Genomic DNA, 25,952 nt, shown 5'->3' on the forward strand with positions numbered 1-25,952 from the left:
ATTTATGTAAAGTAAAATCATTTACTTTTAACAGTGAATCGTTAATAATAGGAGCATGAGGTGATCACATGAACATTCCGCAGATGTGCCCACGGTTTGAAAAAGCTATGGAGCTACTGAGTAAGCGTTGGACGGTGTTGATCGTATTTCAACTAACCAATGGTCCGCAACGTTTCGTCGCTATTGAGAATTCAATCCCTAATTTAAGTGGAAAGGTCCTTTCCGACCGTCTAAAAGAGCTGGAGGAAGAAGGAATCATACAACGTATGGTCTATCCTGAGAAGCCCGTACGGATTGAATACTCTCTTACAGATAAGGGACGCGATTTAGCTCCTTTGTTTGACCATATCGGTACTTGGGCTACACGTTGGATTGAGGTTCTACCAGCACTTGAAAAGCAATGATCCATAGGGGCTACAGCTATTTTTCTTAAACTAACATGATAAAAACACACAGACTGCTAACATGCCAAAGAACGCCTTTGCTCTAAGTACAATTTGTACTCATAGTGCAAGGCGTTCTATTTTTTATATGAAGGAACTTTATTGATTCACCTACATATCGATTCCATTATTTAAACGTTTCCCTCACCGCTGCGTTGCATTTCCTCACGAATGGATTGCACCCGTTTTTTCCCCCAGTCATACATCATCTCCACAATGGGTAAAATCGTCATCCCCAGCTCGGTCATCGAATACTCCACCTTTGGAGGTACCTCGGGATACACTTCCCGGTGCACAATGCCGTCCTCCATCAACTCCCGCAGCTGATTGGTCAGCACTTTATGCGACAGCTTCGGAAACAGCCTTTGCAGGTCACTGAAACGGTGCGCCCCTTCTACACCCAGATGCCATAAAATGACGACCTTCCACTTTCCGCTTAAGACCGAAAGGGTCAGTTCCTTTTCGCAGTTATAGTCTCCGTTAACGATCTTCTCCCGTATTTCTTCTCTTAGCGTATCGGACATATATCAATTAACCCCTTCTAAATCATCATGGTTTTGCACTCTAATAGTAACCTGCAGGTAACCTCCGTACTTGAAAGTGCATTCTTCACAGCCTGACGAAGCCATCCTACAATAGTAGATATCGTTTCACATTCAAGGAGGAATGAAGTATGAGTAAAAAAGCTCTTTTTATTATACCCCCAGAGCGCTTTAATGAGGATGAATTGTTTAAACCGAAGGAAGCGCTGGAGCAAGCAGGCGTTACTGTTACGCTAGCTAGTACAAAAACCGGCGAAATCACGGGTGACTACAACGGTAAAGCGACAGCTGATCTTGTTTTTACTGACGCTGTGCTGGCTGATTATGATGTGGTATCTGTGATCGGCGGATCAGGAACGAATGATCATCTTTGGAATAACGCGGATCTCCAAGCTCTACTGAAACAAACGCATGAGCAAAAGAAACTATTGGCTGGCATCTGCGCAGGCTCTGTGGCCGTGGCTCAAACCGGACTACTCTCTGGTAGAACAGCTACATGCTATCCTGTGGATGTACAAAAGGACCAGCTCCAATCGCATCAAGCCGAATATGTGGCACAGCATGTCGTTGCGCATAGCGACATTATTACAGCCGACGGTCCAGATGGTGCACAGGACTTCGGCGCAGCACTTGTCAAAGCCCTGCAATAAGCACATCTTTGAGGTTCTAGGTGGGCACTTTAAACAGCACTCCAAAAAGCCGCATCGCGTCCTTTTAACTGAAAGGGGACTGGATGCGGTTTCTTTGTGCCATTTCCGTGCCGAAGTGTCCAAATCAATTGTCGAATCTGCATTGTCGTGCTATGTTAAAGAAATCGACGTTTTAGCATAGGAGGCTTATGCCGTGATTATGAAAGGCAAAATCCATTTACATCAGGTAACGTCCGAATCGTTACGACTGGGCGCCTTACTATCATTAGTAGGGGGCTTTTTGGACACATATACCTATGTTGGGAGAGGCGGTGTGTTCGCCAACGCACAGACAGGCAATATCGTGCTGCTGGCTGTCAAAGCCATTGAAGGGCACTGGATTCAGGCGTTAGCCTTTATCCCGCCCCTGATCGCCTTTTCACTGGGCGTTTTTGTTGCAGAATGGATTAAAAGAAAATCAACTCACCGTTTAACTCCAGACTGGGCCCGCGCTATTCTTTTACTGGAAATTGCAATTTTTTTCATCGTGGGATTGATTCCACAAGGAGTTCCCAATACGGTAGTGGTGGTGATCGTCTCGTTTGTCGCTTCTGTACAAATGACTTCCTTCCGCAAGCTCATTGATGTGCCATACACCTCTACTGTCAGCACCGGCAACCTCCGATCTGCTACAGAGGCGCTGTATGTCGCCATAACGACCAAGGACACGAACGCTGCCATTCGAGCAATGCGTTATGGTGTCATCCTGGCCGCCTTTTTGGTCGGGGCTTTGCTGGGGGGATTTCTGACTTTGACGATTGGAGATAAAGCCATTTGGGGCGCTGTTGTTGCACTTATTTTTTCTTTTATTTTATTTACAGAAAAGGAAAAGTGGAAGCTTCCCCTTCGCCACTAATCCTCCATTACATCAACCCTGAATGAACTGCCGCTGGGCCGTTTCAAAGAAATTCAAAAGGTCTTCGCGGGACGAGAATGCAGCCTGAGCAGATTGGTTGCTACCGCCCCCCTTACCGTGAAACGCGCCCAGATTCTCTTTCAAAAATGCTCCGCAGGCAACAGACTGGGTGCCGTTATGTGCCAGAATAATTTTGTTTTCTGCTGTTGTGGCAAATAAAACAAGTAGATCATGCTCAGCTGTCAGCTTGGTAGCCAATTGCTGCATGTCCTGAAGGGATTTTTGTTCGAATACATGAGCAAGAACATGCCCCTGTACAGCAGATAGTAACTCTTTCGCCTGGTACGAAGCATTTTCCTCTTGTAGGAGCTCCACTTGCGCCTTGAGCTGCTTGTGCTCCTGCTCCCACTTTTCGAATCGGGTCAAAATATCCTTTCGCCCGGTATTAAACTTCGTAGATAACACATCCAGTATCTGAACACTATCGTTAAAGTCCTGGAGTGCGCGAACGCCACATTTGAAATGGATTCTTGCCATCCCCTTCTGCTTCTCCCATTTTAAGCATTTAATAATCCCAATTTCCCCGGTCTGAGCTACATGAGTACCGCCGCAAGCATTATATTCAATGCCCTCGATCTCGACAATCCGAATATTTTCCGTCACTTTGGGCGTTTTCACAAGCGGAATATCCTTCAATTGCTCACTGGTTACAAAAAAACTTTTTATGCTACGATTACTATAGATTTGCTCATTTACTTCCTGTTCGATTGCTGATAGCTGCGCAGGTGTTACATCCGAACAGTTCACATCAATCGTGGCATATTCTTGTCCCAGATGAAAGCTTTCAGTACGCGCACCCAACAGTTCCAGACAAACCGCTGACAGCAAATGCTGCCCGCTATGCTGCTGCATATGATCAAATCTGCGCTCCCAATCCAATTGGCAGGCCACTTTTCGATCCTCCGGCAAATGCTCTACCTGATGCCAAATGTCCCCATCTTCGAGGACAACATCTAATACACGGACGCCCTGAATTGTTCCTGTATCACAAGGCTGGCCTCCACCATGCGGATAAAAGGCCGTTTCCTCCAGCATAACCAAATATTTTCCGTCTCTTTCCATGCTCTGTGTAATATGAGTGTCCCACTCCGTAAGATTTGGAGCAGTGTAGTATAATTTTGTCGTCATTCCAGATTCCTCACTTTTGGGTTCTTGGTCTCGTGCGATATCCACTTATTATCAAGCACTTCATTGTAAATATCAATGTAGGGAGAAGCTTGAACCATTGCACGAACAACCTCCATATGGTGAAAAATCTGCATGACGATTAACAAAATTTAGCTTGAAATTCATTTTTGAATAGATTAAGATTAGTCGGCTAACTAATTTGTCGATTGGAACATACTGTAAGAAGAAAGGAGAATCCTATGGATTTTGATTTACGGGACTTGCCCACTCGTGAGGCGCTGCAAGAATTTTCTAAGCGTATCCCCGAGATTGATGTAAGAGCGACAGAAGCTATGCTATTTTTTATGCGAGTATCTTCCAGTGTTTTTAAAGTCAGTTTTGAGGGCTTTGAGAAGTTCGGTATATCTCATGGAAAATTTTCAATACTAATTCTTCTGTACCGCAACATCCATACAGGATTGCTGGCTACAGAGCTTGCGGAGAAAGTAGGGGTTAGCAAGCCTACCGTTACCGGTCTGCTTGATCGCCTGGAACGCGATGGGCTTACTATGAGATCCGTACACCCTTCCGACCGCCGTATGAGCATTGTTAAACTGACCGAACAAGGAACAGAAATGATGGAAAGACTGCTGCCTATACACTTTACAAGCACTTCCACACTGATGAGCCACCTGTCCACCGATGAAAAAGAGCTGCTCCTGATGTTACTGAAAAAAATAGAAAGCGGCATCCCTCAAGCAAAAGAGATATATAAAGCAGCAAAGCCAGAATAAGTTTTAATTTTGTATTTTAGTTAGCCGGCTAACTTTTTAATTATTAAATAAAAGAATAAATAAAATGTACATATCAGGATATTTATTCGAGTCTATGTTTAACTCATTTTAGGAATTTAAGGAGCGTATTACTTATGAATCGCACACAAGTCGCCAGCCTCATCATCCCTGTCATTTCTATTGCCTGCCTTATCGGCGGGGGGTTCCTGCTTCAGACCAACGGACAAGATCAAGTCAATGCTTCTCGTTCCGTTAAAGGCACAACGCTTAATTCGGATAGCATTCATGTATCGTTTGAACAAGTAGGCGGCAAAGTCCTGAACATCCCGGTAATAGAAGAAACTAAGGTAAAAAAAGGAACTGTCCTTATGACTTTGGATTCTAAAGATGTGGATTTGCAAATTGAGCAACTGCGGACGCAAATCGCCCAGTTCAATACGCAAATCAGCCAACAACAACAATCCATCCATTTAGGGTATACACGAGCAACAACTCAGGAAAAACAGGCACAGCTAGATATCGCGCAAGCTCAAGTGACTGAGAGTAAAAATCAGGCCGCATTGCAGCGGGCACAAGCGGCTGAGCGTCAAGCCACTGCTGCGGAACAACAGGTCAATAACGGGGCTCGGGATGAAGATGTTCAGCAGCAACGAATTGCCGTAGCATCAGCTACCAAAAACGTTCAGACAGCGCAGACCAACTATAAGCGTAATAAAGCACTCTATGATGCAGGAAGTGCATCCAAAGCAGCGTTGGATGATGCCGAATCCTCCTTGACTTTAGCGACAAATCAGTTGAGTCAGCAAAAAGAGTCTCTTCAAAAGCTACTTCATGGCGCCACTTCTGAAGAGCGTATGCAGGCCAGTGAACAGACGACACAAGCAGCCGTTTCGGTAAAACAAGCCGAGGAAGAAATTCGCGGTGCCCAATTGTCCGTCGATCGTTCCAAGACCCAACTGGAAACCATTCAGCAGAGCCGTCAACAGTTGGCGGACCAGAAGCTGGCTATTGACCTCTTAAAGCAACAAAAAGACACACAGGAAGTTCAGCTTAAAACGTTGCTGCTCAAAAAGGAACGCCTGGTGTTAAAAGCACCACAGGATGGCAAGGTTACTTCGATTAGTACCAAAGTCGGCGAAAATGTGGCGCAAGGGGCTCCTGTGATTACCCTGGAAACCAACGATTTATATTACGATCTCTATGTGAATGAAGAACAAGCGGGTAAATTCAAGGCCAAACAAGAAATTAAAACTCATATCTCTGGTCTCAATAAGGATTTGAAAGGTACTGTACGCTATGTAACTGCTGCGCCACAATTCGCTAATGTGAAGATGTCCCGTGAAAAAGGAGAAGCAGATACCGCTACATTCCAGGTACGTGTATATGTAACAAGAGAAGCAACTTTGCTACCAGGCATGACAGTTGAGGTGAATACAAATGAAATCTCTTCGTGATGAATGGTTGTATCTGGTTCACTCCAAGTATCCGATCATAGCAATAATCTTCCCGTTGATTGCCGTACTGGGGTATTCACTGTTGCTCCCAAGCAGCCAGATTAACGACGCTAACGTGGTAGTGGTGGATCAAGATAACACAGCTTACAGCCGTGAGTTCATTCAGAAAATAGATGCTTCTCCGTATATGAACGTAGCTGAGATTGTGTCGTATACGGACAACCCTGAACAATATTTTTATCATGAGCAATATTTGGCTGTTATTTCCTTGCCGCATGGTTTAGAGGATAATCACAATCGCTCCCTTTCCAGCCGCGTGGGTCTCATTCTCGATAATACCAATGTACAATCTATTACTTCGATTCGTACAGCTATGCAGGAAATTAGCGTTTCCGAGAATATGGAACTGTCTGTTCCAGCTATGTTGAAAACCGGGATGAACGCAGAACAGGCCCAAGGGGCCCTCAATGGTATCGCCTTGGAGGTGCGTTCCCTGTTTAATCCAACGAATGACTATCAGAATACGACGATACTTGCATTCACTTGTATGTTCTCTTTTATGATACTAAACATAAATAGCTTACCTCTGGTCGCTAGACTCCGGGTTTCCAAGAGGCTGGCTGCTGAGCTGCAAAATCCGTTCAACATACTACTGCGTATGCTTCCTTATACGCTGTTTTCGACGGCTGGCTTAATCTTCTCTCTCGGGATGCTTAAAGTGTTTGGAGGAGGCCGTTTCGAGGCCAATCCGATTCTCTTTATAATTCCGGTTGTCCTGTATGTATTCGGTACCGTTTGTATCAATGTCCTGGTTGCATGGGGCGCTGCACATCCGGGAATAGCCATTGGCAGAATGGTGATGATACTCATGCCTGCTTTTGTTTTATCAGGGGCTGTTCTATCCAGATCACTGTTTCCACCTTTAGCGATTCAAATCGGTGATTTCTTCCCCTTTGTATGGATGTATAAATTCCTGCGCACCATGGGTCTGCGTGGTGCACCTTTGCAGGAGATGCTTCCCGAACTCGGTTCTCTGTTACTATATGTGGGTGTACTCTCCATGCTGGTTATCGCCAGAGCCCTATGGGAAAAACAAAAGCTGGCCAAGCAAACTGCGGGTTCTGCTTCTGAAAAGGGCTCACCACATCCCGTTATTCCAGCAAGCACAACTGGCGGCGGGTTATCTATGCAAGGAGCACCGTCAGCACCTATGCACGAGCCTATAAAAGGATAGAGTCTCGTCTATAAAATAAAAATGGGTTAAGTGCCGTCTAACGAGCCTTAACCCTTTTTCAATAATTAGGATTTTGCAAAATCCTCAATAATATTAGATCCTCATTGTTATCAGAATAAAATTCACTTATATGCCCGACCTAATTGATAAGCGTGCTCCAGTAAACCTTCAATGTATTCTTTCGATTCGGACAAAGTATCATAGAAGAACTCTACCTTGGACTCTCTTACTCTTGCGTAACCAGCAATGGCTTTATTCAAATATTGAGTAACCAAATCGTGATATTCATACTTGATCAGATGTTCTTTAGTCCCTCCCGCCAAGCACATCCACAAAACCTGCTTCGTCGTAAATTCCTCAAGTAAACCTATGTTCCATACTTTATCCAGGTAACCTTTTAGCATGGAAGGAACACTGTACCACCATAGAGGAAATACAAAGACCAGAGCATCCGCAGCAGCAATTCTGTCCATCTCTTTCCGTGTTTCAGGAGCATATTGTTTATGAGGCGTATTCCAATCCAGCTCATCTGCCGCGCTATATACCGGATTAAACCCATCCCGATACAAGTCCAAAATATCTACCTCGTGCTTATTCTCTTTCAATCCCTCTACAAAACGATTCATGACCGCAAGGGTAAGTGAATCTTCTCTAGGATGCGTGACGACCAATAGAACTTTCATGTATCCGTAACCTTCTTTCTCCTCATAATTGTTGAACCCTGTCTACAGATGCTATTATGGATGTTATACATTAAAGTGTGAAGTACGCACTTCAATGTACTGTAGGTACTTTAAGGTTCCTTAGTGCCTTTTGTACTACAGATCGGAGAGGGGGAAAGTCTATGGAAGACAAAGCCAAAACCTATATGCTCGGGATCGAGGCAACTTTGGAGGTCATCAGTGGAAAGTGGAAAGGCATTATCCTACACCATTTAACCAGCGGCAGAAAACGTACATACGAACTTCGTCAACTCATTCCGAAAATCACCCAAAAAGTGCTCACCCAACAGCTTAGAGAGCTTGAAAAGGATGGAATCATCCACCGTATCATTTATAACCAAGTCCCCCCCAAAGTGGAATATGAGCTTAGTGAATATGGATGGGATTTTAAAGATCTGCTTGATCGTTTTTGCTTATGGGGAGAAGATCATTTGGATAGGATCTATGGAGATAAAACAAAGGTACTGGAAGAGTATTCTGTAAAGGAAAAAAACGCCAAACAAGCACCACCTCTTTAAGGAGGCGTGCTTGTTTGAAATACTATAGCTGTGCACCTTGTTTATTCACCAGTCTCCGCAAATTTCCGAATACGAGTCCCTACTTCATCCCGTACACGCTGGAATACGCTCCATTTCTCTTCTTCTGTTCCTTGTGCTTTAGCCGGATCATCAAACCCCCAATGTTCACGACGAACGTGCGGAGGTGTGATAGGACATTTATCAGCAGCATCTCCGCACAAGGTCACAACTAAATCAGCACCATTCAGCAAAAAAGAGTCAATAATATCTGAAGTTTGACCGGAAATATCGATCCCTATTTCATTCATCGCTTGCACCGCTTTAGGGTTAAGGCCGTGTGCTTCAATGCCCGCACTGTATACATTCCAATGGTCTCCCAAGTATTTTTTGGCCCAGCCTTCTGCCATTTGACTGCGACAAGAATTACCAGTGCACAAAAAGTAAATTGTCTTCTTTTCCATCATTACCGTCTCCTTCAATGTTCAATTATGAAATGATTAACCACAGATATAGGCCCAGTAGGGTAATAAAAAGTGTAGGAATAGTTAAGACAATGCCCGTTTTAAAATAAGTCCCCCAAGAAATTTTCACGTTTTTCGAACGAAGCACATGCAGCCACAATAATGTGGCTAACGAACCGATTGGGGTTATCTTCGGCCCGAGATCCGACCCGATGACGTTAGCATAAATCAGCGCCTCTTTGACTATACCGGTTACATGGGTGGCATCAATGGCAAGCGCATTAATCATGACCGTAGGCATGTTATTCATGACTGAAGAGATGATCGCCGCAATAAAACCCATGCCCATGGTGGCCACAAACATACCTTGATCGGCAGCCGCTTGAATCACATGGGCCAGCAGATCCGTCAAACCGGCATTACGTAGACCATACACCACAACATACATTCCGATGGAGAAAAATACGATAGCCCATGGAGCGCCCTTGATGACTTCTTTCATCGGCACTGCAGGGCTTCTACGCGCCATCAATAAGAAAAAGATAGCAATAATACCGGCCACCACCGAAACGGGAATATTAAAAAATTCGCATGCAAAGTAGCCAACGAACAAAACCGCGAGGACGATCCAGGACATACGGAACATCTTTGGATCTTTAATCGCTTCCGCAGGCGTGATTAATTGTGTCGCATCAAACGTTTTCGGAATTCTTTTGCGGAAAAAGAGATACAGTACTCCTATACTGGCTGCTAAAGAAAATAAATTAGGTATAATCATGCGACTCGCATATTCCATAAAGGTGATCCCAAAGAAATCGGCTGACACAATATTAACCAAGTTGCTGACCACAAGCGGAAGCGACGTCGTGTCTGAAATAAAACCGCTCGCTATGATAAAAGGAAAAACCATTTTCTCATCCAATTTAAGTGCCCGAACCATCGCCAGTACAATCGGTGTCAGTATTAAGGCCGCACCGTCATTCGCAAAAAAAGCAGCAACAACGGCGCCAAGAATGGTCACATAAACAAACATCCGGGTTCCACTTCCTCGCGCAGCTCGTGCCATGTGAAGCGCCGCCCATTCGAAGAAGCCGATTTTATCAAGCACCAACGAAATCAGAATAATGGCTACAAAAGCCAGTGTCGCATTCCAGACAATATGAGTAACTTCCCAAACATCATGTAAATCGACTACACCCACTAACAAGGCGAGTATGGCACCGCCGCAGGCAGACCATCCGATGGACAGATTTTTAGGCTGCCAGATCACCAACACTAAAGTGGCTAAAAATATAATGCATGCCAACAAAATCAATTTTTTAAAACCTCCATTACATTACCATATAAACATATACTTATATTAAAAACACCGTTTATCCCCAAGGATATAAACGGAGTAGACTTTAGGATGAACAAGCTGAGGAATCCGGTCCACAAAATGCGATCGGCTCCTCTTTATTCAGCCATTTTAAAATCTGCTTGCAGTCTGGCATACTCTCAAGAACAGCTTGAATATACGGCTTGTCGTCTACATTTAAGGAATAGTACACCCACTGACTTCGTCGTTCTTCTTTTACAATTCCTTGCGACTTTAATTTTCTCAAATGTTGGCTAATGGCTGGCTGAGACATATCAAAGATATCTACAAATTCGCAAACACACCATTCTCTCTCTCTTAGCAGGGAAAGCATAGCCAGCCGAGTTTTATCCCCCAATAGCTTTAAATGATCGGCTACATAACCAAGTTGATCCAAGGTGTGCCCCCTTTCCACTCATATAACTATATGCTTATATACTAATGGAGTACAGTTTTAATATCAAGCACGAATAATACTTGCAATTCGCAAATGAATAACGTATAACTAAGGCATGAGGTGAAACATAAATGGAAAATACACGAGAATTATTTCAAAACATGACCCGTCGTTTAGGTTTACTGAACAAAAACTGTTGTACCGTGGGTGGGCATGACATTTCTCCGGTTCAAAGTCATATTCTTTATGAAGTTGACCGTCAGCATAAACCCTCTATGCAGCAGATTGCAGAAACCCTTGGAACAGACATCACAACGTTCAGCAGACAGGTTCAGAGTTTGATCAAGATGAATCTGGTTGAGAAAACACCAGACCCTAGCGATCGTAGAGTCTATACTCTATCCCTCACAGTAGAAGGTAAATATGTAGCGACTACTATTGACGCGCAAATGAATGACTACTTAAACGAAGTTTTTTCGTATTTGACTGATTTTGAAAAAGAAACTGTGATTCGATCTGTGAAACTCTTTAATGGCGCGATGGCCCAATCAAGCAAGTGTTGTTTTCCAGTAACGGGGTAACATCCTCCTCCAATACTTGCATTTTACAAGTATAAATTCATATAAGTGGGTTTTTTTTTAGTTTCGTTCTACCTATCCAACCTAAAGGAGTGGTTAATATGAATAAACTTACGAATGATGAAATCCGCCAAAATGTACGGAACCGCTATCAACAGATTGCCATTAAGGAAGTCAGTACACCCCTGGCCGGCAGTTGTTGTGGGGGGCCGTCTGATGCGGATACACTATCATCGCAAATGGGTTATTCCATCGCGGAGTTAACAGCTGTGCCTCAAGGAGCAAATCTCGGACTTGGCTGTGGTAATCCGCAGGCCATTGCAGAATTGAAAGCCGGAGAAGTCGTCCTAGATCTGGGCAGCGGTGGCGGATTTGACTGTTTTTTGGCTTCCCGCCAAGTAGGAGACAGTGGCAAAGTGATCGGAGTCGATATGACGCCAGATATGGTCAGTCGTGCCCGAAGTAATGCCCTCAAAGGAAAATTCACAAACATCGACTTTCGTTTAGGAGAAATCGAGCACCTTCCGGTAGCGGATCGCACAGTGGATGTGATCATCTCCAACTGCGTGATTAACCTTTCACCAGATAAACAGCAGGTCTTTCACGAAGCCTTTCGTGTTCTGCAATCCGGCGGCAGATTGGCGATCTCTGATATCATTACGACCACAGAACTCCCCCCTGAAATAAAAAACGATCTGGATGAGCTGTATTCCGGGTGTATTTCCGGGGCTTCATCGTTGGAAGAAGTAGAATCTATGCTGCAGCAAAGTGGATTTACGAGCATTAGTATCGAACCTAAAGACGAATCCAAATCATTTATCAAAGATTGGGTGCCTGGTGCAAACGTGGATGATTACATTGTTTCCGCCGTCATAAAAGCCATCAAAGCTTAGAAATCAATGTGTCAGGGGGGAACATTGCTATATAGGCGATCCCCCCTTATTCGTTCACCAATTGCATAATCCAGTCTTTTATATCAACGATTCGCAGTGTTTTGGGGCGTGTATTCGTTCCGGAAATAATTAATGGGACAAGGGAATCTTTTTCATGCAGCGATCCATGAGCTCCCCCTCCGATGTGGGTAGGAGAACTTTCGCCGACGAGTTCATATCCAGGTTGGACCGTGACGACAACATATCTTCCTTTATGTGAATTCATTGCCCCGTGTAGCCTCGCCAACACGTCTGGATATTTTCCATATTTGATCCGGTTGTTATTCACCGTAATATCCACAAGGTCCTCTTCGCCCGACAAGGTCCACGATTGCCCATATTCATCGATGAATTTTCCACCGGGATGATAAGAAAACAGCTTACCCTTTTTCCCCTTTGTAACATGAATATTGTTTTTACCATCTTTCATAGCGATAATGTCGAGCTTGTCCTCATTTTGTAAAAGCTTCACCACGTTGGACAGCTCTACGTTATCGTTTATCGCATAGATATAAGCCATCCGTTCATTAGCGGAAATTACTATTTGATCCTCGTTTCTTACTGGTTGATTTAATTTTGCAATGCGGTAATGATTCAAAAGCGACTTTAAATCAACCGTTGCTACCTGTCGATCATTATAAATAGCGCTTTGCGCACTGTCACCCATGACAATCCATATGGCATTGTTTACCGCCTGTTCCCACGAACCATATGCATTCAACACAGTTTGCAGTGCTTGATCCGCTTTTTCGATTCCCTCCAGTTGAGTCGGACCCTTTCTATGCGCCAAATTATCATTCTCTGGAAAGTATGTGATGGTTACGTCTGGGAGTTTCTTCTGGCTTATTAGAAAAGCGGTATCTTTTGCGGAAAATTCATCGTTCATCCCAAATTTTTTCCACAAAGGAGTATTCCAGCTATTTTTCGGATTCAATTGTGCCAGAGCTGCATAAGATAACCATTTAGGCCCTGTTACTATCATTTTTTCTGGCACCCTGTTGCTATTCGCTATGAAGTCAGGCACTTTTAAGGCATGTTTCGTTTTCCCTCTAAAGACAATAGCATTGATGGACGCGGATTCTTTTCCTTTGTCGGCCAATTCCTCATGTATGGTTTTCGTTTTTTTATTCAAATGAACTTGGTTTAATTGGTAAATTGCGTCTAAGAATACTTGCAGTTGGTCTATCTTCAAGGCTTCTTTAACACCATTGCCGTAGAGAATCATGCGTTTCTTTGGGTCGCTGTACCAAACGAGTCCGGGTACATGATGTTGGTCTGCATACGTTCCCGTTAATAATGTACTGTCGATTGTCACAGACATCGTGGGAAATGAACTCACTACATGCGGGAAATATTGCCCTTGATTAAGGAGATATTGCATTGCCGGTGCGCGGCCTTCTTGAATCGCATCTTGCAAAGGTTTATCCATTAAAGAATCAATTAAGATCACAATGACAGGTTTTTTGCCCATTTGATTTACTGTGATAGGTGGCTTCACACTCTGTTGTTTTAGCTGTTGACTGGAGTCTGCTCTACAGCCCAAGATCATCAACAATAAACTCAGCACTAGTGCTATGGTAACCTTATTTTTCATGCCCATGTATGCGTCCCTTTCTTAGAAAAACTTGATCCTCTTATTTTTTCTTGTACTAAAAATATTATTCCTGCATTGGATCATCGGGACAAAGGTATCTCATACAAGCAATTAAAGTTACACCTCCATGAATTTTTTGGATCTAATAAGCCAAATTTAAGATCAAACCATTCAGGGAGGGAGCATAACCATGACTACTACAAACATAAACGAATACTCTATGTATTACATGGATTCCGGGGAAGGAATGGCCATCCTATTCATTCACCCTCCAGTACTCACAAGCTTAAATTTTACATACCAATTCCAAAGATTATCATCCGATTTTCGAACTATAGCTTTTGATATCAGAGGACACGGTAAAAGTCAGCCTTCCAAACAAACAGTTACTTATCCTCTCATCGCCCTGGATATTAAACATTTGATGGACCGGATGAGCCTGGATAAAGTATTTTTGTGTGGCTATTCTACCGGAGGCTCGATAGTACTTGAGTTCCTCTTGACTTATCCAGATCGGGCATGGGGAGGCATTGTTATCAGTGGAATGTCGGAAGTAAACGAATGGCGACTAAGAAACAAAATTTCTTTGGGCATTGCTCTTTCCAAAATCAGCGCAGTCGGTACGCTTGCCCTTTCTATTGCTTGGTCACAAACGAAACAACTATCTTTGTTCCGTAAGTTATTCAACGATGCGAAGCAGGGAAATCCCAGGAATGTCGAACAATATTACCGTTACAGCTTGAAGTACAACTGCACCTCACGGCTCGGGGAAATCCATCTTCCTGTCCTGCTCATTTATGGTGAAGAAGATAAGCACTTTCATCCCTATGCCAAAATGTTGCATCAACAGTTACCAAATAGTGAGCTGGTTTTCCTTAAGAAAGCTGATCATCGCCTTCCTACGAAGGCCGCCGGATTATTGAATGAACTGATCAAGCAGTTCGTAGATCGCTTCAGTCTTTAAGGCAAATCCTACAGGAAAATTTCACATACATATCTACACCCCACTCCTGTTACGTAAGCATCAAATAGCCCCCACCTGTTCAACTAGATGAGGGCTAAGTTATGCTGAATTATGATTTAACAAGTTAGCGGAAGTGAAGCTGACCGAGGTGTTTCGGTCAATCTCGCCTTTGAACCCTCCATAAACGAAGCAAGAAGCCGAGTTCTGAAAATCATTGTATCGGAGATTGGAGATTGAGCTGTCTTCACAATTGTGAAACAAACAACCCCGGCCGAAAGGCAGGAATCAGCACATTACATGCCGTTTTCTGCGCCATCGTCGCGCAACCTTACAAGAGTGTAAGGCCATTGTCATCTAGATCAATGGTATCAACCTAGCTGCTCCTCTATACTAATCCATTGATAGGATTATTTTTAAGGGGGAGTTGGCGTGAGGTTTTTTGAAATGCTGCTATTCTTTTCAAGTGCTTGTTTGTTGGCACTCCTGTTCATTTTCAATCAACGTATCCGAAGACCAGCTTTGCTCCTGACAAGCGGAGCAGGCTCCATTTTTTTAGTGATACATTTGCTTGTCGAAGGATACAGGGTTCAGCTTTTATTTTTATACGGATTTACGATCCTGATGCTTATGCTTTCGCTTATAGACGTTTTCATAACGCTGAAAGTCGTTCGGACTGCCTCGCGAATCCGTAGGGTGCTGGGCCGCCTTTTTATCGTGATTGGGCTAATCGCAACGGGGTGCTTCCTCTATGTGTTTCCCGTATTCGACTTTCCGGCGCCAACCGGCGAGTTGAAGGTAGGCACGCAAGTCTTTCATTTCATCGATCCAAGCCGGGAGGAGACATTTGGCAAAACCGCGACAGGCAAAAGGGAATTGATGGTTCAGGTATGGTATCCGGCTCAAGCTGGCGCCGACAAGTACGCTCCCTTTATTCCCGATACCCAGATTTTACGTTATATGGCCGCGGACTATGGCCTTCCCGGGTTTACTTTTCAACACCTGAAGTACGTATCCAGTCATGCTTATTCGAAGGCCGAAGTCTCTTCGGCACAGACTTCATACCCGCTGATCCTTGCGAATCCCGGCAACGGCTCTTCCAGGTTCCTCCACACGTCGCAAGCCGAAAATCTCGCGAGTCATGGATATATCGTGGCAGTGATCGACCACACCTACAATACATTTGCAACCGAGTTTCCGGACGGGCGAATCACGACCAGCACAACCAACGACTTATTCTCGCCCGCCCATGATTATCAGACGAGTAGAGGAAATCGCGACAAGTTGGGACAAGTTTTAACCGGCGATGTGGCGTTTGCGCTGGACCAATTCGAGCTCATCCAATCGGGGCAGATTCCAAGTCATCTAAAAGGGAGGATTGATCTCGGTCATGTCGGGGTGTTCGGTCATTCCATCGGCGGAGCGACGGCCTATGACGCTTCTTACGATCCGCGAATCGCGGTTGGAATAGACCTTGATGGAGGGCTTTATCGACTGCGTGACAGAGAGGGTCTGCGAAAGCCGTTTTTGTTCATCAACTCGGAAAGCTATTTCGAAAAATTAAAAATGGTGATGGATAACCGGGTCTACACGGATGCAGAGCTTAACCGTATGGGCTCAACAAGAGAGTGGGAGGATCAAGTAACGGAAGATAAAAAGTTGGAGCTTGAACGGATGCGCGAAACGGTCGACGAAGGGGGACAAGTCCTCTATATCGAAAATACGGAGCATTTGAATTTTGCCGACGTACAGTTCATTTCTCCGATTTTCGAAATGCTGGGCATTACAGGAAAGATTTCGCCCGAAAGAGCGAACTCCGTTATCAATGCCTATATGCTGGATTTCTTCGATAGATATCTGAAAAATCAAGGCGGAATCTTAATGAAAGGACCGGATAACCGCTTTCCGGAGGTGAAGTTCGTAACCTCGCTATTATAAATTACGGAACAGGCTCCCGATTTTGATATGCTCCCCTTCAAGTAGACAGGTTTAATAAATAAACCGCTACTTGAAGGGGAGCTTTCCTTTGTCTAAGAAGAACGAATAAACGTTGTTCTTCACTGTCTTGCCCACGATCATGACTACCGGAAGACAGCGGAACAGTATCAGGTTTCCTATCATCAAGTATACCAATGGGTCAAGAAGTATAAGGGGCACGGTCCAGATGATTTGCGAAGCACAAAGCTTTCATCGTGAGACCACTTGCCCGATAGGCTACGATACGAGTGTGCCAATCTTGTCTGCGTTGTTCTTTGGCATTCATGAGTTCCCCTCCGTATTCAGGTTAATCTCATGATCTCATAGCTAGGTTAGTAGTTGAAGGTGTGGAGAGTTTGACGCTTTGCCTATTACTGTATCTTCGCCTGTATTGACCTGCTCATCAAAGTGAGAAATAATATATAATATTTTACAACGTGTAAATATACAAATTATGCTAAAGTCATATATAGTTTGGTTGGGATTGATATGTATTCGGAAGGAGTGTAAAAATGAAATGCTAAAGCGTATTCAGAATCTTTTTGTTATCCCTAACTACCCATTGTTCATGCTCTGCATGTTATTGCAAGGTATGGCTATATCCATCAGCGCACCTTTTTTAGCTGTATATTTTACAAGTACACTTGGCGTATCTGTGGGAACCTTTGGTGTATTTACAGCTGTGACTTTGATTTGTGGCATATGGATAAGCTCTCTGATTGCCAAACGGTCTGATACCGGATTAGATCGTAAACAAATTTTGGTAATTTGTACGTTATTTAATGCCACAGCCTTTGCAGGATATCTTGTAATCCAAAATTTTTATGTACTTTTTGTTTATATGACGATCTTTACGGCCATTGGTGCTCCTGGGATGCCGCAGTTATTTGCCAGTGCACGTGAAGCAGTAGATCGCAGTAAATCTGCGGATCACGCCTTTGCTAATTCAACGCTTCGGTCTATGTTTTCTCTTGGCTTTATTACCGGGCCGCTTTTTGGTTCCTTTTTGATTGCACATACGGGCTTTAAGGGTATCTTTATGGGAACGACCTCTATTTTTGTTCTCATTGCTGTTCTTTTATTCTTTTTTATCAAGCAGCCTCCCGCTCAGCTTAAACATAAGAATCAACTTTCACTTCATCACATTACTTTACATAAAAATGTTGAGATTCTGATCCCCTTTTTAGTTCTTACTCTGCTCTATACGTCTCACTGGATGAACAGTTTAAATATTTCCTTGTTCATCATTCACAATTTAAAAGGTGACACGAGTGACGTTGCTCTAGTATCCAGTATTTGCGCAATTTTAGAAATACCCTTGATGCTCATGCTAGGCGTACTAGCAGCTAAATACTCCAACCGTTTGCTTGTATTTTTAGGGGCATTAACAGGAGTTGCCTATTATATCCTTGTCCTTATGTCTACGGAGATGTGGCAGCTATTCGTGGGGCAGCTTCTTCTAGCCTTCTTTGTTGCAGTGATTTCTGCCATTGGCATTAGTTACATGCAGGATTTATTGCCCTCTCTTCCAGGGTACGCATCGACACTATATTCCAATGCGACAACCATTGGAAGACTGGTGGGGAGCTTGATGGGCGGATTAACCGCTCAATGGATTGGTTACCGAAACACCTATTGGGTATGTTTGGCCCTAATCATCTGCTCCCTTGGTCTTCTGGCGATTTCAAAGAAATTAGAGTTTGAAAAATCTGCTGCTTTAAAAGAAAGGAATCACAGTATATAGACTGCGCCTTATTTTTCTATGGTGGAGAAATGACTCATAATTGTATCTGCCGCATGTCTATACCCACCAGCCTGGCGTAATGATTCGCCGATCACGTGAGCCTGTTCTTTATAGGTTGGATGACTCAATACCTCTAATAAGGCAGCTCTCAAACTAGCGGGTGTAAGCTCATTTTTATCCACAACAACACCCGCTCCCAGTTCCTGCACCCGACTAGCTACGATCGGCTGATCCGATGTTAAAGGAATCATGACCTGCGGCACATTGTAATACAGGGCTTCACTTGTACTGTTCATCCCCGCATGTGTAACAAAAGCGTCCACATGCTGAAGCATTTCCAATTGCGGAATATAAGGCTTGATTATAAAATTGTCAGGGATATACGGGGCCAATGGCTCCATGTCTGTATAATTGCCTGAAGACAGCACAAACTGCACAGGCAAATCGCGAAATGCTTCAAAACAAAGCTTATAAAATTCCAAGTCTTTATTCAAAATAGTACCCATTGAAATGTAAACCGCCTGTGGATGCAGAACACGAAGTTGTTCGAACGGGAAAGATGGAGCATCTTTACGCGGTACAATAGAAGGACCTGTAAAAATAAAACTGTGATCCAGTTTTTCGGCTTGCGGTTGAAAATAGCGGCTTGTATAAACTATTCTTAAGCGCCCGCCATGAGGAGCAATCTCTTCTATAGCCGGAGCGTCAACCTGAAGCTCCTTAGCTAGTTGATGCGTTATTTGCATCGTAGCCGTGTACAACTTTTTTACCTCCGGATCATTGTCATTCATGCCTTGCCCCGATCCCAATGGATCTACGAAAGCAAAAGAAGCGATAGAGCACACAGCAGGGATTCCCAGCCTCTCTGCAATAATCGTGCCTCCCCAACCCATCAAAGAATCATAGATTAAATAATCATAGGTTCTGTTTTCAATAACTCTCAAAACCTCTGGAATAATCGGAAGAATCATACCTTTTACCATCATGTACAAAAATTGATAATGATGTTTGTATTCTGCTGGCTTTAAATCAGAGTCTTTAGAAAAAGCATCATCAACAAAAGGGTAGGTTATCATCTGTGCTCCTGTCTGTTGAATTCTCGTACGATATTCTTCCGTACACACATAGTCAACATCCTCCCCACTGTCTACCAACCTTTTCACTAATCCTAGTGTCGGATTAACATGGCCTTCAGCAGGCGTGATCACTACTAATACACGTGCCATACCTTACACCTCCAAATCAATAATAAATTACAATTTGAAATAAATGCACTTTTAACATAGCAAACATTTTCCATATAAACAAGTATTTTCAACACCGAAAATTAAGTATGTATCCTCTACTCAAACTATAAAAATAAGCGAGGCTGAACGCTAGAAGCGCTTGCCCCGCTTAACCATTGAACATCAAATTTAAAGACGCCAATCCCAATGATCTGTCCCGCTCAGAACAGCTTCAACGGTGTACTGGCTTGCTTCATCGGCGGTAAGCTGTTTGGCCCAAGGTACACGCCCGCTACTTTCTGCACCTGGCCCAAAGTTGTCAAACTCTCCAAATCTTGCGGTCTGCTCATTGGATTCCTTGCCCCAATTGTTCCAGCCGCCCGGCTTGATATGGTCATCCATATAGGTCTTCAAAAAAGTAACATGAGCGTTAGGGCGCCATGGCCGTCCGAGATCCACCTTGCCTGTCAAGCCATTTTCTGTTGTCAGACGACATTGAATAAATACAAAACCCGGCTTGTTCTCTTCTGTTGAAGCTGCTGTCACATATCCAGCACGCAGGCTGTGTATGATCGAATTATCAAACACGACAGGTGCATTGCCAAATATAAAATCTACACTGCCACTGATGTAGCTGTCCTTGAAATACTGTCTGCCACGGTTCACAAGCAACGTATCCTGTAGGCCAGTAATTTTGACATTGTGATACTTACCACGATCGCCTTCGGCATATAACGCTACAGCCTGCACCTGCCCGGTTCCTTCTGTATTGGCAACCGTGACATTCTCCAACACAAAATCGGGACTTTGCACACGCATTGTATAGCTGTTGCTTGTTCCTAATTCTTTTCCGTCCACCACGGTTTTGGCCGTATCGTCAAAAGAAATGATCGTTTTGTCGCGATCTTCTCCGATAATGCTCAGATTTTTTTTGGAGGAATTCACCTTTATTTTTTCACGATACGTACCGTTTTTGAGATGGATAACTGTCCTTGTGTTACTGTCGTCAGGGACTGCGACAATAGCTGCCTGAAGAGATCTAAAGTCAGCAGGGCCATAGGTCGCCACCACCACACTAGTGGGATGAGTTCCTCCTGAGTCTGTCAGGTTGCGGATGGTGACATTGCTGAATTCCGACGTATTGTAATTCCATACATCGTTTTGTTGTTTGGATGCATCGGTAGCCAACCCGATCAATAGCGGCTGATTATTCGGCACATCTATAACAGTTTCGCCAACCTTCTCCCAGTTCGTCACACCATCTGCGGATACCCAGCCGGTAACCTTTTGTCCTTGTCGTACAAGACGAACCGAATATGGCGTTGCAATAAAAGTCTCCATTGACGCACGTTTCGTCGTGCCATCCGTTTGATCACGACTGATAAGAATACCCTGTTTTCCATATTTAACAAATGCTAAAGACATAAAAGCCATTTTTGATCCAGCCTTCAGCGATTCACGAATCATTACACCCGCTTCAGCATTATCATCCACCGGGGTAATTTGTTCCACACGGGCTGTAATTTCAGTGTCGCCTTCCCATTTTTGATAAGCATAATGGAAAATATCTGCCTTACCGTCCACGTCTCCCGCTGACTTCAGTCTTATACTGCTGCCGCTTGCATCTTCTTTTAAGACCTGAGTATGCCCTTTTATATAACCATCGTTGCCCTCAGAGCCAATCTCTTCGCTGAGCCAACTTCCCGATGGCGCAGTCGTATTGACGTGAATGGTAACAGGATTGGAAAATACAGCAGTCCCCTTGCGGTCGGTCACCCGTACAATAATATTATGGGTACCGTCTGTTACATGATTCCAATCGAGATGATAAGGTGCGGTCTCTACTTTACCAACAAGTTTGCCGTCAATGATAAATTCAACGTGAGCAATACCATCTTTGTCCTTGGCTGTTGCTGTTATGGTCGCATCCCGGCCTGCTTCCAAAATATCGTTATGCTTTAGTGGACGTCCGTCTGCATCCGACACCTTAACGACGACCTCTGGATTATCCACCTCATTTCCATTCGACAGCTTCTCAATAAGATCATTTAAATAGACCTCCAGATTGGTATACCCCTTGGCAAAATGAGCATACGCCCCTGTGCCGGCAAGCCCCTGACCGTTACGGTCATCTGCATTATTGGGGTCCAGCCCATGAGCACGTTCCCATTCATCCGGCATTCCATCATGGTCACTGTCAGAAAGCTCCGTCGTCGTTACGTTATAATCGTCATAAATCCACCCTGCTTCACGCGGAGAGTTAATAAACGCACCCATTCCATTCTTCACATCATTCATAATTCGGGCGTCTACCGCATCTCTTCTTGGCAGCGTGGCTCCTGAGCCGGCAAGCACCTCAGTATATGCGGTTTGTGCATCTGTCGCTTGATATGGACCATACGCATCTGGTGAGATTCCGTTGTCGTATTCCCCTCTGACTTCAATCGGCTCCGCCAAACGGGTGGAAGGATCAATAATTGACCCAATGGATGTTCCAAGCTGCCAGTTGTCTTTTGTAACCGAGTCATTGCCGTACATGTAGTTACCACCAATAAAGATGCGTGTTTTATATTTTTTACTACCCACGTCCACAAAGATTTGACCGCGAACGTCCTGATATGTGTTGGGGCCATACTTATAATAGTTATTTAGCACATTATACGATCCTTCACCGCCGCCGTATGAAGAGAAAAATCCCCAGTTATAAATGACATTATTGGTCATTTCCACAGCGTCGATTTGTTTTTTATCGGTTGGAAAACGCGGATTACGGCTTGCATTGTGAGCCAACAAGTTATGATGATAGGTGGAATTTCGTCCGCCCCATATGCCGCCATAGCCGTGGCGACCTTTCTGGTGCGTAGTCATTAGCATACTTTCTGACGCAATGGACCATTGTACCGTTGTATTAACGTTGTCATACAGGCTCAGTACCTCATCCACCGACCAGCTAAAGGAACAGTGATCAATCATTATGTTTTTATGGTATCTGGCTCCTAACGCGTCATCCTCACTGGGGTAACGGTCGGTCAATCGGAAACGCAGGTAACGGAGAATGACGTTATCTGCATCAATCCCTGTTGTGTAATCGCTTACAGTTATACCGTCGCCAGGAGCTGTCTGACCAGCAACCGTCAGGTTGTTTCCCAAGATTTTAAGTGGCTCCTTGAGGTGAATCGTTCCACCCACCCGGAATACGACCGTCCGATTATCGGAGCTGACCGCTGCGCGAAGAGATCCGGGTATTATCTGTTCCCCTTTGCCGTAGTCTGCCAGCGTGGTGACCTCATACACTTCACCTCCACGTCCACCGGTAACATATTTACCGCCACCCTCAGCCCCCGGAAACGCCGGAATATCCGTCGCCACTTTTGACACCTTTGCATTCTCTGTTCCTACCGCAGTCTCCGCTTGGATTAGTGGTGGGCACAAGGTCAACAACAATGAACCCACAACCACATTACATAGCACCTTTTTCCATGTACGCTGCTTGCTCATATTCTGTTTCCTCCCTAAGATTTTCTTCCACATCAGCGCATATTTTTATAAAAACACGATTCGAGACGTTCAGAAGCGCCTTCACCTCCTTTCATCAATCTTTTCTGCTTTTATCATTGGCAGGTTGTCATATATACTGTTGGTATATGAATGCGCTTACTTATCTTAATTTGTAAAGGAAGAAGCACATGAATGAAATGAAAGAAGATAAATATGTCATTGGCGAACAACAATTTTCCATTCATCACATCTATCGTACCGGTTTCACAGTCATGCCCCGGCCTCATGTCCATGAGAACTATGAGCTGTATCTCTTACTGCGAGGCGAACGCATCTATTTTATGAATGGCAAGGTATACACCGCTCGCAAGGGGGATCTGATATTCATCCTTCCTCATGACTTGCACTCTACCGCCAGTACGCAATTGCAGGAAACAGAGCGCATCTTGATTCATTTTTCTCCGACGTTTCTCCCACAGCAGGATCATGACATTCTTGACCTGCCGCCGTATCAGCAATCCGCGTTGCTTCGCTTACCTGCGAGAGAGCAAGTGGAAGTTGAACGTTTATTCCTACAGATGAATACCGAATGCAGGAATAAGCAGCCTCTGCATGACCGTTGCGTACAGCATCTACTGCTGGAAATGCTGATCCTGGTGCACCGATCGGAAGCGATTGAGCGTAGTGAACCTGTTTCCTCTCATCCCATGCATCAGAAAATCACGGAAATTTCTTCTTTTATTCAGGATCATTACAATGAACCGTTAACTCTCGAACAAGTGGCCGCCTGCTTTTTCATTAGTCCAGCTTACCTAAGCCGTATCTTTCTAAAGTTGACTGGTTTTCATTTCAGCGAATACATCCGCGTAGTGAGGGTCAGGGCGGCCCAAACAAGACTTCGAACCACCAAGGACAAAATCCAGCATATTGCAGAGGATGTCGGGTTCGGTCATGCTTCCCACTTTAATAAAATCTTTAAAAAAATAACTGGGCTCTCCCCTCTTCAGTACCGCAAGCAGGTTCGGTAGATATTCAGTGTAAAGAATTAGACGCCGATTTTATACCTCCGCTCTTGTCTTGTTTTTCCATTTTTATATCCACTTGCTCTTTCATGGAACTAAAGACAAGCCGCTTTGGAATAAGTAAAATGCACAAAAAAAACCATACTTCGCTGCAATGCATGCAACGAAGTATGGCTATTACATAGTCATTCTACATCTTTAAAATTATAAATTACTCTTTCTATGACCTTTATCGCAATGCTTTTATATCCTGAATCAGTAATTCAACATTTTCTTTCTTTGTAGCCCAACTGGTACAAAATCGAACAGCACTATGTGCATCATCAACCTTTTCCCAAAAGGAGTAAGTATATTTTTCACTCAATGCCTTTAGTATACGATCTGGTAAAATCGGAAACTGCTGATTGGTTGTAGAACGGTACTGAAAAGAAAAACCTTGCTCAGATAATCCGCTTTGAAGCAGCATGGCCATATCTATAGCGTGCCTGGAAATTTCAACGTACAAACCGTCTTCAAACAAAGTTTCGAATTGAATGCCCAACATTCTTCCCTTAGCCAGCAGTCCTCCTTTTTGCTTGATCATATATCGAAAATCTTTTTTCAATGTATCATTTAGAATGACTACTGCTTCTCCCATCAATGCTCCAACTTTTGTCCCGCCAATATAAAATACATCGCAAAGCTTTGCTATATCTGCTAAAGATACATCGCTATCTTCGGCCACCAAGCCATAACCTAATCGGGCTCCATCTATAAACAGTGGTAAACCACACTCTCGACAGACTCTACTTAATGCTTCCAGCTCTGATTTACTATAGATGGTTCCATTCTCAGTAGGTTGGGAAATATAAACCATCCCGGGTTGTACACTATGCTCAGGAGCGGCATCATTCCAGTGAGCGTCATACAAATCTTGTACCTGCTCGGCCCGGATCTTCCCATCCCCGCTTGGCAAAGTAAGTATTTTATGTCCAGTAGCTTCAATCGCTCCGGTTTCATGAACCGCAACATGTCCAGATACTGCCGCAACGACGCCTTGATGTGGACGCAGAATAGAAGAAATGACGGTGGTATTGGTTTGTGTACCTCCAACCAAAAAGTGTACATCCGCATTTGGGGAGTCACATGCTTCTTTAATATATGCTCTGGCTTTTTCACAATGATCGTCCACGCCATAACCTGGAGTTTGTTCATCATTAGTCTCCAGTAGTCGCTTTAATATGCGCTCATGGGCACCTTCGGTATAGTCGCATTCAAATCGTATCATTCTGTATCCTCTCCAAATTATCCAATTTCTTCTGAATTAACAACATAGAAGCATGTAATTCCTTTATCTCTTCTTCTGAAAGTCCTTGAACTAATTTTAGAATTTGTTCATCAGACCTTTCATTCAGTTGGTTATAGAACTCCTTTCCTTTAGGAGTCAAACGAATCAGATTTGTTCTATTATCCAACGTTGAATTTTCCTTAACAAGAAAGCCCTCTTTGCAAAATTTAGCAATGATCCTACTCATATAGCTGCGATCAATTTTAAGAGATTCGACTAGAGTATTCGCAATACATGGCTCGATCAACCCGATCTCTATAATGACACGGGCCTCGGTAAAGGAATATCCGCTATCCAGCACATGTCTATCTAAAACACCCAGTATATTCGTATAGAACCGATTAAAACGCCTCATATCCGCTATCATATTAGCATCTATATTGATCATAACTCCCCCAATTTAGTGGACTTTTGCAACAATTATAGTAATGATTTTTGTGGACTATGTCAATGAAATAA

At 43.9% G+C, this 25,952-nt stretch carries 26 protein-coding genes; 14 read left to right on the plus strand and 12 right to left on the minus strand.

What is annotated here, in order from left to right; all coding sequences use genetic code 11:
• Positions 1-68: 68 nt before the first annotated feature.
• On the plus strand, positions 69-404 hold the full coding sequence (locus KAI37_RS22275) for a winged helix-turn-helix transcriptional regulator (protein WP_023990392.1): 336 nt from the start codon (positions 69-71) through the stop codon (positions 402-404).
• Between the two features lie 170 nt (positions 405-574).
• Here the strand turns inward: KAI37_RS22275 and KAI37_RS22280 are convergent, their stop codons facing one another.
• On the minus strand, positions 575-967 hold the full coding sequence (locus KAI37_RS22280) for a winged helix-turn-helix transcriptional regulator (protein ID WP_013312050.1): 393 nt from the start codon (positions 965-967) through the stop codon (positions 575-577).
• Positions 968-1,116: 149 nt separating this feature from the next.
• Between KAI37_RS22280 and KAI37_RS22285 the strand changes: the two genes are divergently transcribed.
• Entirely contained in the window at positions 1,117-1,635 is a 519-nt protein-coding gene (locus KAI37_RS22285; RefSeq protein ID WP_220030240.1) for a DJ-1/PfpI family protein, read from the plus strand.
• A 193-nt stretch (positions 1,636-1,828) separates the two neighbouring features.
• A complete protein-coding gene (locus KAI37_RS22290) occupies positions 1,829-2,530 on the plus strand; it encodes a YoaK family protein (protein WP_071643107.1) in 702 nt (233 codons plus the stop codon).
• Between the two features lie 12 nt (positions 2,531-2,542).
• Here the strand turns inward: KAI37_RS22290 and KAI37_RS22295 are convergent, their stop codons facing one another.
• On the minus strand, positions 2,543-3,718 hold the full coding sequence (locus KAI37_RS22295) for an alanyl-tRNA editing protein (protein WP_220030241.1): 1,176 nt from the start codon (positions 3,716-3,718) through the stop codon (positions 2,543-2,545).
• A 239-nt stretch (positions 3,719-3,957) separates the two neighbouring features.
• Between KAI37_RS22295 and KAI37_RS22300 the strand changes: the two genes are divergently transcribed.
• The 3 genes from KAI37_RS22300 (at position 3,958) to KAI37_RS22310 (ending at position 7,179) form a co-directional block, all read left to right on the plus strand.
• Complete coding sequence (locus tag KAI37_RS22300; RefSeq protein WP_071643111.1) at positions 3,958-4,491, plus strand: MarR family winged helix-turn-helix transcriptional regulator; 534 nt, start codon at positions 3,958-3,960, stop codon at positions 4,489-4,491.
• A 134-nt stretch (positions 4,492-4,625) separates the two neighbouring features.
• Positions 4,626-5,945, plus strand: a complete 1,320-nt coding sequence (locus tag KAI37_RS22305) for an HlyD family secretion protein (protein WP_220030242.1) — start codon at positions 4,626-4,628, stop codon at positions 5,943-5,945.
• The gene (locus KAI37_RS22310; RefSeq protein ID WP_220030243.1) at positions 5,929-7,179 is read left to right on the plus strand and encodes an ABC transporter permease; all 1,251 of its coding nucleotides are present in this window, start codon (positions 5,929-5,931) and stop codon (positions 7,177-7,179) included. The genes KAI37_RS22305 and KAI37_RS22310 overlap by 17 nt, the downstream gene beginning before the upstream one ends.
• A gap of 122 nt (positions 7,180-7,301) precedes the next feature.
• Here the strand turns inward: KAI37_RS22310 and KAI37_RS22315 are convergent, their stop codons facing one another.
• Positions 7,302-7,862: an NAD(P)H oxidoreductase gene (locus KAI37_RS22315; RefSeq protein ID WP_071643116.1), complete on the minus strand. Its 561-nt coding sequence runs from the start codon at positions 7,860-7,862 to the stop codon at positions 7,302-7,304.
• Between the two features lie 161 nt (positions 7,863-8,023).
• On the opposite strand from KAI37_RS22315, the gene KAI37_RS22320 reads away from it, so the two are divergent.
• Positions 8,024-8,419: a winged helix-turn-helix transcriptional regulator gene (locus KAI37_RS22320; protein WP_013373192.1), complete on the plus strand. Its 396-nt coding sequence runs from the start codon at positions 8,024-8,026 to the stop codon at positions 8,417-8,419.
• A gap of 41 nt (positions 8,420-8,460) precedes the next feature.
• On the opposite strand, the gene arsC is transcribed toward KAI37_RS22320, so the two are convergent.
• The 3 genes from arsC to KAI37_RS22335 all read right to left on the minus strand — a co-directional run bounded on the left by arsC (position 8,461) and on the right by KAI37_RS22335 (position 10,634).
• Positions 8,461-8,880 carry an arsenate reductase (thioredoxin) gene (gene arsC / locus KAI37_RS22325; RefSeq protein WP_071643118.1) on the minus strand — a complete coding sequence of 140 codons (420 nt, stop codon included), beginning with the start codon at positions 8,878-8,880 and terminating at the stop codon, positions 8,461-8,463.
• A gap of 25 nt (positions 8,881-8,905) precedes the next feature.
• A complete protein-coding gene (locus KAI37_RS22330; protein WP_071643120.1) occupies positions 8,906-10,195 on the minus strand; it encodes an arsenic transporter in 1,290 nt (429 codons plus the stop codon).
• Between the two features lie 88 nt (positions 10,196-10,283).
• Positions 10,284-10,634 carry an ArsR/SmtB family transcription factor gene (locus tag KAI37_RS22335; RefSeq protein WP_071643122.1) on the minus strand — a complete coding sequence of 117 codons (351 nt, stop codon included), beginning with the start codon at positions 10,632-10,634 and terminating at the stop codon, positions 10,284-10,286.
• 131 nt (positions 10,635-10,765) lie between these two features.
• Between KAI37_RS22335 and KAI37_RS22340 the strand changes: the two genes are divergently transcribed.
• Together KAI37_RS22340 and KAI37_RS22345 are read left to right on the plus strand one after the other, a co-directional pair.
• Positions 10,766-11,215, plus strand: coding sequence for a MarR family winged helix-turn-helix transcriptional regulator (locus KAI37_RS22340; RefSeq protein ID WP_076294337.1), 450 nt, complete (start codon positions 10,766-10,768; stop codon positions 11,213-11,215).
• A 98-nt stretch (positions 11,216-11,313) separates the two neighbouring features.
• Positions 11,314-12,105 (plus strand): arsenite methyltransferase, encoded by a 792-nt coding sequence (locus KAI37_RS22345; RefSeq protein WP_220030244.1) that lies wholly within the window; start codon positions 11,314-11,316, stop codon positions 12,103-12,105.
• 46 nt (positions 12,106-12,151) lie between these two features.
• Here KAI37_RS22345 and KAI37_RS22350 read toward each other — a convergent pair whose 3' ends face one another.
• Positions 12,152-13,744, minus strand: a complete 1,593-nt coding sequence (locus KAI37_RS22350) for an alkaline phosphatase family protein (protein WP_081366865.1) — start codon at positions 13,742-13,744, stop codon at positions 12,152-12,154.
• A 184-nt stretch (positions 13,745-13,928) separates the two neighbouring features.
• Between KAI37_RS22350 and KAI37_RS22355 the strand changes: the two genes are divergently transcribed.
• From KAI37_RS22355 to KAI37_RS26815, 3 genes are all read left to right on the plus strand, one after another.
• A complete protein-coding gene (locus KAI37_RS22355) occupies positions 13,929-14,702 on the plus strand; it encodes an alpha/beta fold hydrolase (protein ID WP_220030245.1) in 774 nt (257 codons plus the stop codon).
• A gap of 429 nt (positions 14,703-15,131) precedes the next feature.
• Positions 15,132-16,637 carry an alpha/beta hydrolase family protein gene (locus tag KAI37_RS22360; protein ID WP_220030246.1) on the plus strand — a complete coding sequence of 502 codons (1,506 nt, stop codon included), beginning with the start codon at positions 15,132-15,134 and terminating at the stop codon, positions 16,635-16,637.
• Positions 16,638-16,742: 105 nt separating this feature from the next.
• Complete coding sequence (locus KAI37_RS26815) at positions 16,743-16,895, plus strand: helix-turn-helix domain-containing protein (RefSeq protein ID WP_081396614.1); 153 nt, start codon at positions 16,743-16,745, stop codon at positions 16,893-16,895.
• Here the strand turns inward: KAI37_RS26815 and KAI37_RS26590 are convergent.
• Entirely contained in the window at positions 16,837-16,962 is a 126-nt protein-coding gene (locus KAI37_RS26590; protein ID WP_256703417.1) for a hypothetical protein, read from the minus strand. The two genes, KAI37_RS26815 and KAI37_RS26590, sit on opposite strands and share 59 nt — an antisense overlap.
• A 231-nt stretch (positions 16,963-17,193) precedes the next feature.
• Here KAI37_RS26590 and KAI37_RS22370 point away from each other — a divergent pair, with 231 nt between their 5' ends.
• A complete protein-coding gene (locus KAI37_RS22370; protein ID WP_220030248.1) occupies positions 17,194-18,420 on the plus strand; it encodes a sugar efflux transporter in 1,227 nt (408 codons plus the stop codon).
• Between the two features lie 8 nt (positions 18,421-18,428).
• Here KAI37_RS22370 and KAI37_RS22375 read toward each other — a convergent pair whose 3' ends face one another.
• A complete protein-coding gene (locus tag KAI37_RS22375) occupies positions 18,429-19,646 on the minus strand; it encodes a macrolide family glycosyltransferase (RefSeq protein WP_220030249.1) in 1,218 nt (405 codons plus the stop codon).
• A gap of 189 nt (positions 19,647-19,835) precedes the next feature.
• Entirely contained in the window at positions 19,836-23,144 is a 3,309-nt protein-coding gene (locus KAI37_RS22380; protein WP_220030251.1) for a pectinesterase family protein, read from the minus strand.
• A 188-nt stretch (positions 23,145-23,332) separates the two neighbouring features.
• Here KAI37_RS22380 and KAI37_RS22385 point away from each other — a divergent pair, with 188 nt between their 5' ends.
• A complete protein-coding gene (locus KAI37_RS22385) occupies positions 23,333-24,172 on the plus strand; it encodes a helix-turn-helix transcriptional regulator (RefSeq protein ID WP_023990412.1) in 840 nt (279 codons plus the stop codon).
• Positions 24,173-24,395: 223 nt separating this feature from the next.
• Here the strand turns inward: KAI37_RS22385 and KAI37_RS22390 are convergent, their stop codons facing one another.
• Together KAI37_RS22390 and KAI37_RS22395 are read right to left on the minus strand one after the other, a co-directional pair.
• A complete protein-coding gene (locus KAI37_RS22390; protein WP_071643137.1) occupies positions 24,396-25,433 on the minus strand; it encodes a threonine aldolase family protein in 1,038 nt (345 codons plus the stop codon).
• A complete protein-coding gene (locus KAI37_RS22395; RefSeq protein ID WP_025718002.1) occupies positions 25,420-25,881 on the minus strand; it encodes a MarR family winged helix-turn-helix transcriptional regulator in 462 nt (153 codons plus the stop codon). The genes KAI37_RS22390 and KAI37_RS22395 overlap by 14 nt, the downstream gene beginning before the upstream one ends.
• Positions 25,882-25,952 lie beyond the last annotated feature (71 nt).

It is taken from the genome of Paenibacillus sp. S25 (assembly GCF_019454085.1).
Lineage (GTDB): Bacteria > Bacillota > Bacilli > Paenibacillales > Paenibacillaceae > Paenibacillus > Paenibacillus polymyxa_B.

What these genes read in the sequence shown, in the direction of transcription:
- KAI37_RS22280 (WP_013312050.1), bottom strand. Translation starts at nt 967, where the DNA reads ATGTCCGATACGCTAAGAGAAGAAATACGGGAGAAGATCGTTAACGGA.
- KAI37_RS22350 (WP_081366865.1), bottom strand. Translation starts at nt 13,744, where the DNA reads ATGGGCATGAAAAATAAGGTTACCATAGCACTAGTGCTGAGTTTATTG.
- KAI37_RS22390 (WP_071643137.1), bottom strand. Translation starts at nt 25,433, where the DNA reads ATGATACGATTTGAATGCGACTATACCGAAGGTGCCCATGAGCGCATA.
- KAI37_RS22385 (WP_023990412.1), top strand. Translation starts at nt 23,333, where the DNA reads ATGAATGAAATGAAAGAAGATAAATATGTCATTGGCGAACAACAATTT.
- KAI37_RS22340 (WP_076294337.1), top strand. Translation starts at nt 10,766, where the DNA reads ATGGAAAATACACGAGAATTATTTCAAAACATGACCCGTCGTTTAGGT.
- arsC (WP_071643118.1), bottom strand. Translation starts at nt 8,880, where the DNA reads ATGGAAAAGAAGACAATTTACTTTTTGTGCACTGGTAATTCTTGTCGC.
- KAI37_RS22285 (WP_220030240.1), top strand. Translation starts at nt 1,117, where the DNA reads ATGAGTAAAAAAGCTCTTTTTATTATACCCCCAGAGCGCTTTAATGAG.
- KAI37_RS22345 (WP_220030244.1), top strand. Translation starts at nt 11,314, where the DNA reads ATGAATAAACTTACGAATGATGAAATCCGCCAAAATGTACGGAACCGC.
- KAI37_RS22370 (WP_220030248.1), top strand. Translation starts at nt 17,194, where the DNA reads ATGCTAAAGCGTATTCAGAATCTTTTTGTTATCCCTAACTACCCATTG.
- KAI37_RS22320 (WP_013373192.1), top strand. Translation starts at nt 8,024, where the DNA reads ATGGAAGACAAAGCCAAAACCTATATGCTCGGGATCGAGGCAACTTTG.
- KAI37_RS22305 (WP_220030242.1), top strand. Translation starts at nt 4,626, where the DNA reads ATGAATCGCACACAAGTCGCCAGCCTCATCATCCCTGTCATTTCTATT.
- KAI37_RS22315 (WP_071643116.1), bottom strand. Translation starts at nt 7,862, where the DNA reads ATGAAAGTTCTATTGGTCGTCACGCATCCTAGAGAAGATTCACTTACC.
- KAI37_RS22275 (WP_023990392.1), top strand. Translation starts at nt 69, where the DNA reads ATGAACATTCCGCAGATGTGCCCACGGTTTGAAAAAGCTATGGAGCTA.
- KAI37_RS22295 (WP_220030241.1), bottom strand. Translation starts at nt 3,718, where the DNA reads ATGACGACAAAATTATACTACACTGCTCCAAATCTTACGGAGTGGGAC.
- KAI37_RS22380 (WP_220030251.1), bottom strand. Translation starts at nt 23,144, where the DNA reads ATGAGCAAGCAGCGTACATGGAAAAAGGTGCTATGTAATGTGGTTGTG.
- KAI37_RS22310 (WP_220030243.1), top strand. Translation starts at nt 5,929, where the DNA reads ATGAAATCTCTTCGTGATGAATGGTTGTATCTGGTTCACTCCAAGTAT.
- KAI37_RS22355 (WP_220030245.1), top strand. Translation starts at nt 13,929, where the DNA reads ATGACTACTACAAACATAAACGAATACTCTATGTATTACATGGATTCC.
- KAI37_RS22395 (WP_025718002.1), bottom strand. Translation starts at nt 25,881, where the DNA reads ATGATCAATATAGATGCTAATATGATAGCGGATATGAGGCGTTTTAAT.
- KAI37_RS22300 (WP_071643111.1), top strand. Translation starts at nt 3,958, where the DNA reads ATGGATTTTGATTTACGGGACTTGCCCACTCGTGAGGCGCTGCAAGAA.
- KAI37_RS26590 (WP_256703417.1), bottom strand. Translation starts at nt 16,962, where the DNA reads ATGAATGCCAAAGAACAACGCAGACAAGATTGGCACACTCGTATCGTA.
- KAI37_RS22375 (WP_220030249.1), bottom strand. Translation starts at nt 19,646, where the DNA reads ATGGCACGTGTATTAGTAGTGATCACGCCTGCTGAAGGCCATGTTAAT.